We start from the raw sequence: 13,220 nt of genomic DNA on the forward strand, positions 1-13,220 counted from the left end.
GCAGCATTATCCCGATTAGTTAGGTCGCCCACAGTCCCTTTAGGTTGCGATTCTGGCGGTCGAGGCACGGCGTCGCAATCTGTTATCCGGCGCAAGGGGTCGGTGCGGTTCGTCCGCACGCGGCGACCGCGGCGGGGACACATGCGATCGCCTATGACGCCAACGGCAATGCCACCAGCATCACTAGCCCCGGGCTGTCGCGGGTCTTCACCTATGACGGCGAGAACCGCCCGGTCACGATCACGGTCAACGGCGCAACGACGCAATTGATCTATGGTCCTGACGGGCGGCGCTTGAAAAAGACGAGCGGGGCGGGCGCTGCCTTGCGCACCATGCTCTATCTCGGCGCCGATCTCGAGGTGCCGTTGGCGGATGGCACGACCACGGGCGCGCCGGTCGCCGGCCAATGGCGCAAGCATGAGCGCGTGCCGGCTTCAGGATGCTTGGTGGGCGCGTCACAGAAGACAGCATAAATTGCTCTGCGGATAACTCCCCAAGCCGCCTTGTCCCGATCAGTCAGGTCACCGACAGTCCCTCAGGTTGCATTTCTGGCTTTGCAGGCGGTGTGAGTTGAGGCTGTCGGGGCGTTGCGTCGCAATCTGTCTTGCGGCGAGCATGATGTCGGCTTGCGCGGGCGATAGCGCCCGCAAGCTCGATTCCGCTGGCATCGGCATCGGCCTGCTGGGCGATCGCGGCGGCGGTGTCACCGCCGGGCTGCCGCAGCGCGGCGATCTCAGCGTCGTCGAGGCTGGAGCTACGCCTAAGACGAGCTCGACCGTCTGAGGCAGGTGAGCAATGCCGGCGTCGGCGGGCTGAGCCGGACGATCGCTTACGACACCTCCCACAGCATCACTGCGATGGCCGGGGTCGGCAGCTATACCTATCCGGCGCAAGGGACGGGCGTGGTGCGCCCACATGCGGTGACCGCGGCTGACACCTCATCTGATCGCCTACGACGCCAATGGCAATGCCGTCAGCATCACCAGGACGGGGCTCTGGTGCGGGCCCCGAAACCCACATCATGCGCCGGGCTGAGCTTCCCTGCGGATAACTTGCTGGGCCGCCTTGTGCCCGTCATGCGGGTCGCCGACAGTCCCTTCAGGTTGCAATTCTGGCTTTCATGGTGGCGTGAGTTGAGGCGGTCGAGGCACAGCGTCGCAATCTGTCTGGCGGCGAGCATGATGTCGGCTTGTGCGGGCGACAGCGCCCGCAAGCCCGACTCCACTGGCACCGGCTTCGGCCTGCTCGGCGATCGCGGCGGCGATGTCACGGCAGGCCTGCCGCAGCGCGGCGATCTCAGCGTTGTCGCCGATGGCGGCCGCAGCCTCGACCGCCGCGCCGGCTACTCCGATCTCGCCCAGAGTACCGGCACGGTCCGCAATCCGCGCGGGCGCTCGGCCGAGGCGGCGCTGGAGGGGCCGGACGTCACGCTCAATTTCGTCAATGCCGACGTCCAGGAGTTCGTGCGCGTCGTCTTCGACGAGATCCTGAAGGTGACGGCGGTGATCGACCCGCAGGTCACCGGCAAGGTGACAATCCGCACCGCCAAGCCGGTCTCGCGCAGCGCCGCTCTGACCCTGGTCAAGAACGCCCTGCAGGCGAACGGCGGCGTGCTGCTGCAGGATGGCGACATCTTCCGGGTCAGCCGCGCCAGCGGGCGCGACGGGGCAGGGCAGGGCTCGCGCGCGGAAGGCGTGCGTACCTTGCCGCTGCGCCACATCAATGGCGAGCAGGCGCGCGCCGCGCTGCAGCCCTTCCTCAGCCCCGGTTCCAGCATCGGCGTCCAGGGCCGCAACCTCGTCGTCGCCGGCTCGCCCGCCGATGTCGACGCGGTCGAGCAGGTCCTGGGCTCGCTCGATGTCGACCAGATGCAAGGGCAGTCGCTGGTGCTGCTGCCGCTGAAGGACGGCAGCGCGACTGCGGTCGCCAGCGAGATGAGCCAAGCCTTCGGCTCCTCAGTGCGGGTGCTGCCGATCCAGCGCATGAATGCGGTCATGGTGATCAGCCGCAATATCGAAGGCCTCAACCGGGCCCGCGCCTGGGTCCGGCGACTCGACCAGCCGGACCGCAGCGACGGGCGCCGGATGTTCGTCTACCCCGTACAGCACCGCCGTGCGACCGAGATCGCCCAGGTGCTCGGCGGCATGTTCTCGTCGGGGGGATCACAGGGCGGCGCTGCAGTGGCGCCGAAGCTGACCCCGACCTCGGCCTCGACAAGCGCCGCGGGCTCTTCCGCATCAACAGCAGGCGCAGCAGCCACGGCCCAGTCTGCCGCGATGCAATTGCCTGAGGCCGAAATCCCTGCCGCTGCGCAGGGCCCGATGGGTGCGTCGGCGGATACCGGCCGTCAGGACGTCCAGATCCGAGCCGACGCGTCGACCAACTCGATCGTCGTCATGGCCAAGCCGGACGAGTTCCGGCGCGTCGAAGCGGCAATCCGGCGCCTCGATGTGGCGCTGACGCAGGTGCTGATTGAAGCGACGATCGCCGAAGTGCGCCTGAACGATGCGCTCAGGCATGGCGTGCGCTGGTATTTCGAGAGCGGGAACCATCGCGCGATCCTGACCGACAGCAATGCCGGCTCGACCGGCGAGACCTTCCCCGGCTTCAACTACACTTGGCAGATTCCCAACGCCAAGGTGGTGGTCAGTGCGCTCGAGCAGATCACCGATCTCGAGGTGATTTCCTCGCCGGCGGTGACTGTCCTCGACAACCAGACCGCCAATCTCAAGGTCGGCGATCAGGTGCCGATCGCGACGCGCACGGCGCAGGGCGTAACGAACTCCGACGCGCCGGTGGTCAACAATATCGAGCTCAAGGACACCGGCATCATCCTGGCGGTGACGCCGAGGGTGAACGCCAGCGGCACCGTGGTGCTCGACATCTCGCAAGAGGTCAGCGACGTCGTGCGCACCACGACCTCCTCGATCGATTCCCCGACCATTCGCCAGCGCAAGATCAACAGCCAGGTCGCTGTGCAGAGCGGCACCGAGATCGCACTTGGCGGCTTGATTTCGAGCCGGCGCGAGACCGGCAAGAGCGGCGTGCCGTTCCTGAAGGATATCCCGGTGCTCGGCGCCGCCTTCACCTCGAATGCGGCGCTGGAGCGCAACCGTACCGAACTTCTCGTCATCATCCGCCCGACGATCATGGCCAACACGATCGACGCGCAAGCCGTGACGCGCGAGATCAAGGCGCGGATGAGCGGCGCGGGGGCGGCGCTCTATCGTTAGAGGAGCAGGGCAGGGCCCCTGGCGACGGACCGTCAGATCGTGCGCCAGGCCAGAAACTGGACGGTCTGGCGCCCGCGATCGATGCGAAAGACCGCCTTGCGCTGCATCGTCCACCCATCCCGGTGTCTGTAGATCCCGGTGAGCGCGATCGTCGTGCGTGTCGAGCTCAGCCAGCTCTGCCACGGTCCCGGGCTGACGTTGGCGAGCGCCGCTCCCCCTTGTGAAAGTGCAGCTGCGCTGTTCGGGGCAACGTGATCAAGAAGGGTCCGATCGGATACCGTCAGATTGACGCCCCGCGATCCCGAAAACGCTGTCAGGAAACGACTTTGGTCTTTGGCTGTGCGGCCCGTGACACGATTCTCGATCGGAAAAAGTTGAACAGGGTCCGCCACCGCCATGCGTCGCCGGCGCAACTCCGTCACGGCAGCCAGCACGGCCTCGATCGTGCCCGGGTCGGTGCCGGCGGCCTGTAGCGCGAGTTTGACCAGCTCCGGCGGAGCGCTGTTCACATCGACCTTCCCGTCCTCGAAACCGACTTGGAAGTCGAACCTGCCCGCAGGTGCGTCGGCGCTGACCGCGACGGTGTTGAGATCGGCGGCTCCCGACAGGAAGGCCTGTTCGATCCGGTTGCGCATGGCGCCATCGAGAACCAGGCGGGCCGAGCCCTGACGAATCTCGACAGCTGCGTCACTTGCAGCCGCGAAGCCGATCGACTGGATCACGACGATGACGCCCGAGAGGATCACGAGAAGCGCCAACGCCAGCAGGATCGCGAAGCCGCCCTCCACGTCTCGCGCGCCCGGCGTTTGGACGGGCGGCGTCATATTCCGACGAGATTGTTGATCGCGAGGATCGTCGACATCATCGTATAGGCGATCACGCCGACGAGTAGGCCGACGGCAATGGTCAGGGCCGGACCGAGCGCGCGCGAGAATGCATCCATCCGGCGCCGTCCGAGGCTTTCCTCGACCGCCGCCGCCTGCAGTAGCATTGCAGCCAGGCGGCCGGTCCGCTCGCCGACCGTCACGAACCGCAAGGTCTCCGGCGGACAGCAGCCACTGGCTTTCAAGGCTTCCGAAATCGGCTTGCCCTGCATCACCAACATTCTTGCCTGCTCGGCCCGCTCGCGCAGACCGCGTCGTCCGAAGGCTTCGCTGGCGAGCGCCATGGCCGGCCCGGTTGGCATGCCTTGCTGAGCCAGCGTACCGAGAGAGCGGAGATAGGCTGCGAACTCGAAGGCTTGGCTCGCCCGGCCGATAAGGGGCAGGCGCAAGCTTACCATCTCCACTGCGCGTTTTGCACCGGGCGAAGTGACGAGGAGAGCCCAGCAGGCGACGCCTGTGAGCACCAAAATGATCAGGATGGCCCAGCCGTGCTCGCGCAGGAGACGGCTCAGCGCAATGACGGCGACGCTGGCCAATGGCAGCTCCGCGGTGGCTCGCCCTTCGATGAACTGTTCGAGCGCCGGCACGATCGTCACCAGCAGGATCACGACGACGACGATGGCCGCGAGCACGGTGAAAACGGGATAGGCGAAGGCGTTGAGAACCTCCCGACGCGACCGCACGCGCTCGCTCGATTCGGTGGCCAGTTTCTGCACTGTCGCCGCGAGCGTCCCGGAGGCTTCGCTGGCACGGATCATCGCGATCTCGCGCGACGGGAATGCCGGGCCCAGTTGCTCGAGCGCACCCGCAAGACCAGAGCCGCGGCGCAGCGCTTCGACGATCATCGTCAGCTTCGGCTTCAACTTTGGCGGCGCGCTTGCCGCAGTGATCGATACGGCCTCGGCAATCGGCAGGCCTGCATCGAACAGCTGGCCCCATTCTTCCATTAGAGCCGCCCGCACAGGCAGGTCGATTGCCCTATGTGCCGAAATGTCCTGGTTCAGCCGCTCCCAGAGCCTGCTCCTGCCGGATTCCTCCCGAAGAGCGAGGATCAGCTTGCCCCCGACCGCCAGAGCACGGCGGGCCTCGTCGGGCGACGAAGCCTCAATCGTTCCGGTCTCGACCGCATGGCTGCCGGTGAGCAGTTCATACCGGTATACCGTCATCCGGCATGCCCGATGACACGAACGACCTCGCTGCGGGTCGTGATACCTCGCTCAGCTTTCACGTAGCCATCTTGCGCCAGCGAGATGAAGCCGGACGTGACGGCGGCAGCCAGAATGTCCCGCTCGGCAGCTCCGCGTCCGATGAGGTTGCGGATGTCCGGTGTCACTTCCAGCAGTTCGGCGATCGTGGTTCGTCCTGCGAAGCCGGTGTCCTCGCAGCCCAGGCATTGAAAACGCTTTGGCGATTCCGACGTCGGTGCGGTGGTTGTGCCATGGCAGACCGGGCAGGTTTTTCGCAGCAGCCGTTGCGCCAGGACGGCGCTGACCGTTGCCGCGACGAGGAAGGGTTCGACGCCCATGTCCACCAGGCGGGTTATCGCCGAGACGGCATCGTTGGTGTGCAGCGTGGCCAGCACGAGATGCCCCGTCAGCGCAGCTTGAATCGCGATCGTAGCGGTCTCTCGATCGCGGATTTCGCCGACCATGACGATGTCGGGATCCTGTCGCAGCGCAGCGCGCAAGGCTCGCGAGAAATCGAGGCCGACCGCTCGGTTTACCTGGACCTGATTGACGCCCCGCAGGAAGACTTCAACCGGGTCTTCGATCGAAATGATGTTGCGGCCGGGCCCAGAGAGATGATTAAGCGCGGCATAGAGGGTCGTGGTCTTTCCCGAGCCCGTTGGCCCGGTGACGAGCAGCATGCCCTGTGGCTGACCAAGAAATCTTTTGATGCCACCCGCAGTGGCTGCAGTGAAATCGAGCGCGTCGAGCTCGAGCAGTGTGGTCGTGCGGTCGAGAACCCTGAGGATCGCGCCCTCGGCATCGACATGCGGCATGGTGGCGAGCCGCAGGTCGATCTCGCGACCTTGCCACGACGTCCTGATCCGGCCGTCCTGAGGAACGCGCCGCTCGGCGATATCCAGGCCTGCCATGATCTTCAGCCGCGACAGGATGGCCGGTATCGCGCTCGCCGGCGGCGCGGGCTGGTCCCGCAGGAGGCCGTCCACTCGGTACCGCAGTCGAGCGCCGTGGCGGGTCGCGCTGATATGGATGTCCGAGGCTTTGAGCGCCAAGCCGGCTTCGATGATCTGATTGACCAGGCGGATGATCGGCGCGTCGCTGGTAATGTCGGATAATCGTTCGACGTCGGTCGCGATGGCGTCGGTGTTGGCGGTCTCGCCACCATCGTCGAAAGACGCAGCGGGCAGGCCGCGAAGAAGGGTTACCAGCGCAGTCGGACTGATGACGACGCGCTGTACCTCGCATCTCAGCTTCGTGCCGATCGCGCGCGGCGAGAATTCATCGAGCGGGTCGGTGACGCCGAGCGTTAGAACATCGGCTTTGCGCCCCAGTGGGATGGCGCCGGATCGTTCGATGAAGGCGCGCGTAAGACCAACCGTATCGATGCGAAGTCCGGAGATATCGCCTGAAAAGGGCGTGACGCCTGCGGCCTCTGACCAGACTTCGACAAAAATCTCGTCGCTCACAAGCCCTAGCTTGTTCAAGACGACGTCGATCTTCTCGCCGGAGCGCTCCGCTACGCGGGCAGCCCGGTCGAGATTCTGACGGTCGAGCCTTGAACGCTCGGTGAAGCGCGACACGACCTCGCTTCGGAGATCGACTGTTCTTGTGACGCCAGGGGAGGTGGCCGGGCTAGTCAAAGTTGGAATGCCCCTGCCACAAGTCGTTGCAGCACTTGGCTTGGCGCGATGATCGCGACGGCCGAGCCCGCGATGGCAAGGCAAGGTCCGAAGGGGATGATCCGCTTCCCGCTGCCGATCCCAGCCGCCGCTCTCAGGGCAAAGACGATGAGGCCGATCAGGGCCGCGCCGAGCAGCATCCAGGACACATCGAAGGCGCCAACCCACGCACCGATGGCAGCGGCGAACTTAATGTCTCCGCCGCCCATGGCCTGCATCCCAACTCGCCGGCTCGCCGCAATGGCGCAAATGAACGTCAGCCCTCCAGCGAGAAACATGCCGAGAACGGCAGATGCCAGAGATGTCCGAGAAAACAAAGCAGCCAGAAGAAGCGCGGTGATGGCGATGGTGGCCGTCAGAATGTCCGGCAGCTTCAACGAGTGCATGTCGATCCAGGAGGCCCGTGCAAGGCATCCAAGGATCACCGCATGCAACGCTGGCTCAATGACATTAATGGCCATCCAGCTTGCCTCGGTGGACTCTTCAGCTCCAACGAGTAGCACGAGGCGGAACGATGCTGCGCTCACAACCGCGGATATCCACAACGGCTTGAGCTGTCGTCATTGTATTGATGCAGCTAACGCAGAATCCTAGCAGCGGTTGAGATGGGGGCCTTGCTGCATGTCGGATCGATCGCAGGCCAAACGGGCGCTTTTGCGCACGCTTGGCGATGAGCGCGGCATGACGATTCTGGAGGTCCTCGTTGCTCTGGTCATTGTCGGGCTACTTGCAACGCTGGGCTCAATCCAGCTCTTCGGGCTGCTCGGCCGTGCCAAGTCTGACACCGCCAAGCTGCAGATTCGCGAGCTGACGGCCGCGCTCGATCTATTGCGCCTGGATCTCGGCCGCTACCCGAACGAGGAGGAAGGGCTGAAGGCGCTGCTCGAGCGGCCGGGAAATCTCGAAGCGTGGCGCGGGCCATATCTCAAGACCGAGAAGGCGCTGACGGATCCTTGGGGCCGCCCTTACCAGTATGGCCGAGCGGCTGAGAATGGCGAGTTTCGTGTTCGGTCGCTCGGAGCCGATGGGGCGCCTGGAGGGAGCGGCGAGAACGCTGACCTGCTGTGAGAACTGCCGATCATCGCATCTGCAACGCAGACCGGAGACCAACTCCGCTGCTCCTTGAGCAGGATGGCTTCACGATTCTTGAAGTCCTCGTAACGCTCGCATTGTTGGCGATCACAAGCGCAGGGCTCGGTATCGCGTTGCAGTCAGCAGCGCAGCGTTCGACCCTGGATCAAGGGCTCTCGACCCTTCGCCAGATGACCGCGCTCGCTCGTGCGGAAGCGATCAATTCTGGCAATGCCACCGTACTGACGATCGATTTGGTGCAGAACGCCTTGAGCATCGGCGCCCTTCCTCGGCGGATGGAAATGCCTGCAGGTATCTCGCTGCGCGTCGTAACGGCGAAGGAAGTGGGGCTGGGCCCGCAAGCTGCCATCGCGTTCTTTCCCGATGGCTCATCTAGCGGTGCGGAATTCTGGCTGAGCAAAGGTCCTCTTTCCGCAAAGGCCGCGCTCGGCTGGCAGAATGGCCGGTTCCAGAATGCTCAGTAAAGCAATCACGCGGCGAGATGGCTTTACCAGCTTCGAAGCGACCGTAGCGCTCGCGATCAGCGCTGGCGTGATCGGTGTTGCGTTGACGGCTTTTTCGGCATGGACCGATCGGATCGCCAACACCGAGCGTAGGCTGCTCGCGATCAAGACGGCCGAAGCACTGATCGCGCGCATAGGGCTCGACCTGCGCCCTGTGGCTCAACAGCACCGTGGTATCCAGGCTAACTTTGCCTGGGAGTTCGAGGTGGGGCTTGCAGGCACCTCACAGCCACCCGGGCAGCGATTGCAGGCTCGCTTTGTCGCACGGGAGCGCGAATCCGCAGCGCCATTTGTCACGCTTGAGGTGCCGATCGCCCCGGCCATCGCGCGATGAGCGACCTTGATCATTGCAAAGAGTCCGGCTTTTCGTTGCTCGACACTCTGGTCGCGCTCGTTGTGACCGCTTTTGTCGGAGTGGCAGCAACAGCTGCGATATTCCTGGCGATGCGGACATATGAGGGCGTGCGCGATACCGCGGCTCGAACAACATTCCTGCTGGACACCGACCGCACCTTGCGATCACTCCTCGATAGGTTGGCGGTGTCTTCGACCGAGCGATACCAACCGAGCTTCTCGGGCACAGCGGCGGGATTTACCCTCGTTTCCGCGGGACCGGAGGCACTTTTGGCGGACTCCATCAGACCTATCAGCGTCCGCATCGACAGCAGTGGCAGCGCCTCTACGTTGTCGCTCGAACGATCGGACGCGAGCCGTCGCGACGGCTTTGCATCCGCTCATGCAGCGCTGCGCTTTTCGTATTTTGGAGCGCCGTCGCGCGACGAGGAAGAGCGCTGGTTGGAACGTTGGGAGCGACGAGATGCCATGCCCCGCGCGTTGCGGCTGGTCGCCAAGTTCGCAGCTCGGCCGTCTGAGGTAGAGCTCGTTTATCGTTTGAGCCCGCAACCACTCGCCTTCTGCCTAACGGAACAATGCCTCAGGATGGCGGGTCAGTAATGCCGGCAGGCTCCATCAGCACGGTCTTGCGGATGGCGGCGCAGTGGCAGCCGCGCCAGATGGCTGCCGCGGCTTGGTATTCGCTGCGAGGCTGGTTGCGCCCGTCCCCTGAAGCAGCACTCTCGAGCGAAGAACTCTCGTTCATCGGCCCTCAAGATATAGCCTCGACCGCCGCCAACGCCTCCCGCGCTGTACCGGCCAAGCCGGCGCTCAACGTGCTCGAACTGCCAATGCACGATGTGCTCACACAGACCTTGAGCCTGCCGGAACGGCTGCGACGACATCTTGATCAGGCGATCGAGCATAACCTGTCGCAGTGGAGCCCCTTCTCAGCAGATGAGGTACTGGTTGCACGCCGTGCGGGGCAGGCTAGCGGCCCAACCTTCGATCTCGATCTGCGCTATGTGCTGCGTTCGCAGGTGCAACCGATCATCGACTCACTGGCTGCTCGTGGCACCCCGCTGACGGCAATTGCGCTGGGCGACCGCGCTTGGCTGTCGGTGATCGACAAGGCAACTACTGATGCGCTGATCCGGCGGCGACAGCGCGTGCGGCTGCTGTCGCTAACGGCGGTGCTTCTATCCTTTTGCCTCTGGCTTGTCATCAACTGGCGCCAGGAGGCCGAGCTGCAGCGCCTTCAGCAGAGCCGATTCCAGACCATCTCCCAACTGCGCCAGATTGGCGACGAGATCGCTCAGCTGCGCAAATTCCAGGATGCTCGCCGTTTCGTCACCGATCAGGCCGATCGAACAGTAGGGGAGGTCGTATTGCTGCTCGCGGAGACGCTTCCGCCATCCGTCGCCCCTCGCGCGCTGACCGTCGAGCGCGGCGCATTGCGCCTGGTTGTTCCCTCGGATTTAGCGGAGACCGTACGTGTCGCGCTCGTTGGCAAGGCTGGCATCGAGAAGGTCGCCATCGAACGCGTGTCGCAAGACCAAGCAACGATCACGGCGGTTCTCGTTTCGGCGAAGCCGCAATGAACCGCTTCTCCTTGCCATCGGCGAAAGAGATCCTCCGGGCCGGTCCATGGCTCGGCGGCGGTCTTCTGATCTTGGTTGCCGTGCTGGGAATTGGCCTCAAAGCGTTGGAAATTGCGTCCGAGCGCTCCGATCTCGACTCAGTTACGCAGCGCCTGACCCAGGCAAGAAGGCTGCGCACCCAGTTGAAGTCCGAAAACGATCCTACAACGGTGCCCTTCATTCGGCCGTCGCCGCAAAAGCCGCTGGCAGCGGCCTTGCGCCAACGGCTGGAGCAATCCAGCACGGGCTCTGTTCAAATCACCCAGCTGCAGCTTCTGGAACGCAGACAGGGCGAACGTTCTGACATCAGCGCCTTTAGCTCGACTATCCAATTGCCTGCGCGCGAGCTGGAACGCTGGTTGTTCAACCTGGAGCGGCTGCCGCCGGCAATGTTGATCGATCGCGTTGATATACGGCTGGCAACGCCACAAACTGTCCCGACCGAGTCGAGGATGCTGCAGGTCACGGTGAACGGGCGAGCTATCGTCGATGATCAGAATCCCAGGCCTTAAGCGGCCCGGTTCCCCGGTGCTCGGTCTCATCGGCTTGAACGGGGCTCTCGCAGCCGCAGTGCTGGCGGTCGCGTTTCAACAGTTTAAAGAGGAAACGGCCGGTTTCGGCCCGGCTGCTGTTGCAGCCGCTACTGCTCAAGTGAGTCAGTCAAACTTCTCCGCTCCTCAATCGCCACTGTTCGCCAGGAACTTCATTGCACACGCTTCGCAGGCGCCGAAGTCAGCGCTGCCTACCGCGATTGCTACGTCGGCTTCCTTCCTCCCCGAAGCGCAGCCGCTTCAATGGCGAGTAACTGGAATCATTATGGTAGAAGGCGCAGCGCCGACCGCTCTGATCGAACGGAAGGGACAGAACGCAGAAGCTCAACGGGTGTCAGTGGGGACGTCCGTAGATGGCTGGCTCGTTGAGCATATCGCCGCGCGCGCCGTGTCATTCAGGCGCGGGACACAATCGGTGTCCATGTCGCTGGATCCAATCAGCGAAGTCAACAAAGCTCAGTCGTCTGAGGCCCGAAATTGATCTGCCGCCAGCCGTCGGCGTCCGGCTCGCGCCATAATCGGACATTGGCTTGTCGCCCGGAAGCGGACGCTCGCGGCATTGAGAGGTAATGCCGGCTTTCGACCCTTTGCAGATATGGGAGTCTCTTCGATCGACGATGTAAGCTACCGTACCCCATCGCAAACCAATGATGGTTCTTCGGGTCTGCCATTGCGGATTCGTGTACCCATGCTTCATAGACGCTAAGTGATTTCAAGGTAGTGCTTTTTGCCTTTCCAGATGCGGAAGGGGCATCGTCAAAGCCCGGCTCCCATAGTGCCGATTACCAGCGCGATGCGTGAGAGAAACACACGGACGATATAGGGATGTTGGACTTATTTACTCCGCGAATCCGGAAAGAAAAGCTCCACAATCACTTTCGCCTCATCGCGGCGTCCCCTGATTACGCAAAGGTTCAGATTATTATTCAAAGGTGGGCGACTGGCCTGCTGGATCGCAGGGGAGAGAGCCAAAAATTCATCAACGAATTTCAGACGACGTTCAATTCTTCGATGTGGGAACTGTATCTGAACCGAGCACTGACGGATTTGGGATGCAGCGTCGATTTTTCAAAATCAGCGCCGGATTTCTTCGTTCGAGGGCCCGGAAATTATGAATTTAACATTGAGGCAGTTGTCTCTGATCAGCCTTTTCCTGCGAAACAGAAGAAGAACTTTAATGAGAAAGATTTCAAAACCCGTGGTGCGCTGAAGCTTGCCGGGAAGATTAAAGACAAGCTTGAACTTTACCGAGGAAGCAATGGAAAGAAGCACTCGTATTCCACGATGGGCCACGTGCGCAATCGGCCATTTGTCATTGCAATCGCTCCCTTCGACAGCGACCTCTCGCTCACTCAAAACAACGAACTCATCAACATGGTCCTTTATGGCTTGGCGCCGCCCGTGCTCGAAGGGCCAAACCTGGGAAAGCAAGAAAAGATAAGCTCTCTCCTAAAGCCTTCGGGTGCCGAAGTTGAGATGGGTATTTTTACGAACGATTCGTTCAAAGAGATCAGTGCTGTTTTCTTTTCTACAGTCGGGACCTTTGGAAAAGCAGTCGTTGAAAGTAAGATTGAAAGGCTCGTCCGAGCGACCCGTTACAGGGTGATCGACAAGAACAGGATTGCGCCCGGTTCGGAGCTCTGGCAAGTCGGGACGCGCCGGTTTCATTTCGCTGCTCTAAATCGCCTCCTCACGCAACGACGAGAGAGTGAGTATCAGATCGGCGGTGCAGATGTATTTATTCAGCATTCATCGTTTTATCGCGAAACCCATTTGGATGGGCTTCAGATTTATTTCAATCCGTATGCAGAGGTGCCGTTTGACACAAAATTCCAATGGCCTGCAGAAGTCGCTCTCAATCATTACGACGTTGAAAGGGATGAACACATCCAAGCCCACCCTGACGGCGCGCTTGTATCAAGGCAAATTTATGAAATAACTCCTGAATATGTTCGATTTCTACTCGAGGGCTATGGCTTTCTTCGATGAGTTTAGCCGAATTAGCGAGGCTTCAAGACAGTTTCCTCTGTCCGCATCCTGAGATCTGCACTTGAGAACACACTGACAGCAACCCTTCCATTCCAAGCCATTCGGCAGGCTATGCGGCCACAGGCAGTC

Annotated in this window: 15 protein-coding genes; 11 read left to right on the forward strand and 4 right to left on the reverse strand. The window is 62.4% G+C overall.

Going from position 1 to position 13,220, the window contains the following annotated elements; genetic code table 11:
- Window positions 1–44: 44 nt before the first annotated feature.
- From AC1DS0_RS11635 to gspD, 3 genes are all read left to right on the forward strand, one after another.
- Entirely contained in the window at window positions 45–473 is a 429-nt protein-coding gene (locus AC1DS0_RS11635; protein WP_476814505.1) for an RHS repeat domain-containing protein, read from the forward strand.
- Window positions 474–618: 145 nt separating this feature from the next.
- Entirely contained in the window at window positions 619–783 is a 165-nt protein-coding gene (locus AC1DS0_RS11640) for a hypothetical protein (protein WP_476814506.1), read from the forward strand.
- Window positions 784–1,181: 398 nt separating this feature from the next.
- Window positions 1,182–3,233: a type II secretion system secretin GspD gene (gspD, locus tag AC1DS0_RS11645; RefSeq protein ID WP_476814507.1), complete on the forward strand. Its 2,052-nt coding sequence runs from the start codon at window positions 1,182–1,184 to the stop codon at window positions 3,231–3,233.
- A gap of 32 nt (window positions 3,234–3,265) precedes the next feature.
- Here the strand turns inward: gspD and AC1DS0_RS11650 are convergent, their stop codons facing one another.
- From AC1DS0_RS11650 to AC1DS0_RS11665, 4 genes are read right to left on the reverse strand one after another with little or no spacing between them, the layout of a single operon-like run.
- On the reverse strand, window positions 3,266–4,057 hold the full coding sequence (locus tag AC1DS0_RS11650) for a hypothetical protein (RefSeq protein ID WP_476814508.1): 792 nt from the start codon (window positions 4,055–4,057) through the stop codon (window positions 3,266–3,268).
- Complete coding sequence (locus AC1DS0_RS11655; RefSeq protein ID WP_476814509.1) at window positions 4,054–5,283, reverse strand: type II secretion system F family protein; 1,230 nt, start codon at window positions 5,281–5,283, stop codon at window positions 4,054–4,056. Before AC1DS0_RS11655 ends, AC1DS0_RS11650 begins: the two co-directional genes overlap by 4 nt.
- On the reverse strand, window positions 5,280–6,884 hold the full coding sequence (locus tag AC1DS0_RS11660; RefSeq protein ID WP_476814510.1) for a GspE/PulE family protein: 1,605 nt from the start codon (window positions 6,882–6,884) through the stop codon (window positions 5,280–5,282). The genes AC1DS0_RS11655 and AC1DS0_RS11660 overlap by 4 nt, the downstream gene beginning before the upstream one ends.
- A gap of 56 nt (window positions 6,885–6,940) precedes the next feature.
- Window positions 6,941–7,510 carry a prepilin peptidase gene (locus tag AC1DS0_RS11665; protein WP_476814511.1) on the reverse strand — a complete coding sequence of 190 codons (570 nt, stop codon included), beginning with the start codon at window positions 7,508–7,510 and terminating at the stop codon, window positions 6,941–6,943.
- A gap of 94 nt (window positions 7,511–7,604) precedes the next feature.
- Here AC1DS0_RS11665 and gspG point away from each other — a divergent pair, with 94 nt between their 5' ends.
- The 8 genes from gspG to AC1DS0_RS11705 all read left to right on the forward strand — a co-directional run bounded on the left by gspG (window position 7,605) and on the right by AC1DS0_RS11705 (window position 13,091).
- Complete coding sequence (gene gspG / locus AC1DS0_RS11670) at window positions 7,605–8,051, forward strand: type II secretion system major pseudopilin GspG (protein ID WP_476814512.1); 447 nt, start codon at window positions 7,605–7,607, stop codon at window positions 8,049–8,051.
- On the forward strand, window positions 8,048–8,539 hold the full coding sequence (locus AC1DS0_RS11675; RefSeq protein ID WP_476814513.1) for a prepilin-type N-terminal cleavage/methylation domain-containing protein: 492 nt from the start codon (window positions 8,048–8,050) through the stop codon (window positions 8,537–8,539). The genes gspG and AC1DS0_RS11675 overlap by 4 nt, the downstream gene beginning before the upstream one ends.
- Window positions 8,514–8,912, forward strand: coding sequence for a hypothetical protein (locus AC1DS0_RS11680; protein WP_476814514.1), 399 nt, complete (start codon window positions 8,514–8,516; stop codon window positions 8,910–8,912). Before AC1DS0_RS11675 ends, AC1DS0_RS11680 begins: the two co-directional genes overlap by 26 nt.
- The gene (locus AC1DS0_RS11685) at window positions 8,909–9,532 is read left to right on the forward strand and encodes a PulJ/GspJ family protein (RefSeq protein ID WP_476814515.1); all 624 of its coding nucleotides are present in this window, start codon (window positions 8,909–8,911) and stop codon (window positions 9,530–9,532) included. Before AC1DS0_RS11680 ends, AC1DS0_RS11685 begins: the two co-directional genes overlap by 4 nt.
- Complete coding sequence (locus AC1DS0_RS11690) at window positions 9,532–10,512, forward strand: hypothetical protein (protein WP_476814516.1); 981 nt, start codon at window positions 9,532–9,534, stop codon at window positions 10,510–10,512. The genes AC1DS0_RS11685 and AC1DS0_RS11690 overlap by 1 nt, the downstream gene beginning before the upstream one ends.
- Window positions 10,509–11,063: a GspMb/PilO family protein gene (locus AC1DS0_RS11695; RefSeq protein ID WP_476814517.1), complete on the forward strand. Its 555-nt coding sequence runs from the start codon at window positions 10,509–10,511 to the stop codon at window positions 11,061–11,063. Before AC1DS0_RS11690 ends, AC1DS0_RS11695 begins: the two co-directional genes overlap by 4 nt.
- Window positions 11,064–11,079: 16 nt before the next feature.
- Window positions 11,080–11,583 carry a hypothetical protein gene (locus tag AC1DS0_RS11700; protein WP_476814518.1) on the forward strand — a complete coding sequence of 168 codons (504 nt, stop codon included), beginning with the start codon at window positions 11,080–11,082 and terminating at the stop codon, window positions 11,581–11,583.
- 344 nt (window positions 11,584–11,927) lie between these two features.
- Window positions 11,928–13,091, forward strand: coding sequence for a hypothetical protein (locus AC1DS0_RS11705; RefSeq protein ID WP_476814519.1), 1,164 nt, complete (start codon window positions 11,928–11,930; stop codon window positions 13,089–13,091).
- Window positions 13,092–13,220 lie beyond the last annotated feature (129 nt).

The sequence above is a fragment of the Allobosea sp. P4_H5 genome, from assembly GCF_056400825.1.

Bases quoted from the DNA above. Each gene is read 5' to 3' on its own strand.
- AC1DS0_RS11650 (WP_476814508.1), bottom strand. From the start codon at position 4,057: ATGACGCCGCCCGTCCAAACGCCGGGCGCGCGAGACGTGGAGGGCGGC.
- AC1DS0_RS11690 (WP_476814516.1), top strand. From the start codon at position 9,532: ATGCCGGCAGGCTCCATCAGCACGGTCTTGCGGATGGCGGCGCAGTGG.
- AC1DS0_RS11695 (WP_476814517.1), top strand. From the start codon at position 10,509: ATGAACCGCTTCTCCTTGCCATCGGCGAAAGAGATCCTCCGGGCCGGT.
- AC1DS0_RS11640 (WP_476814506.1), top strand. From the start codon at position 619: ATGTCGGCTTGCGCGGGCGATAGCGCCCGCAAGCTCGATTCCGCTGGC.
- gspD (WP_476814507.1), top strand. From the start codon at position 1,182: ATGTCGGCTTGTGCGGGCGACAGCGCCCGCAAGCCCGACTCCACTGGC.
- AC1DS0_RS11705 (WP_476814519.1), top strand. From the start codon at position 11,928: ATGTTGGACTTATTTACTCCGCGAATCCGGAAAGAAAAGCTCCACAAT.
- AC1DS0_RS11655 (WP_476814509.1), bottom strand. From the start codon at position 5,283: ATGACGGTATACCGGTATGAACTGCTCACCGGCAGCCATGCGGTCGAG.
- gspG (WP_476814512.1), top strand. From the start codon at position 7,605: ATGTCGGATCGATCGCAGGCCAAACGGGCGCTTTTGCGCACGCTTGGC.
- AC1DS0_RS11680 (WP_476814514.1), top strand. From the start codon at position 8,514: ATGGCCGGTTCCAGAATGCTCAGTAAAGCAATCACGCGGCGAGATGGC.
- AC1DS0_RS11685 (WP_476814515.1), top strand. From the start codon at position 8,909: ATGAGCGACCTTGATCATTGCAAAGAGTCCGGCTTTTCGTTGCTCGAC.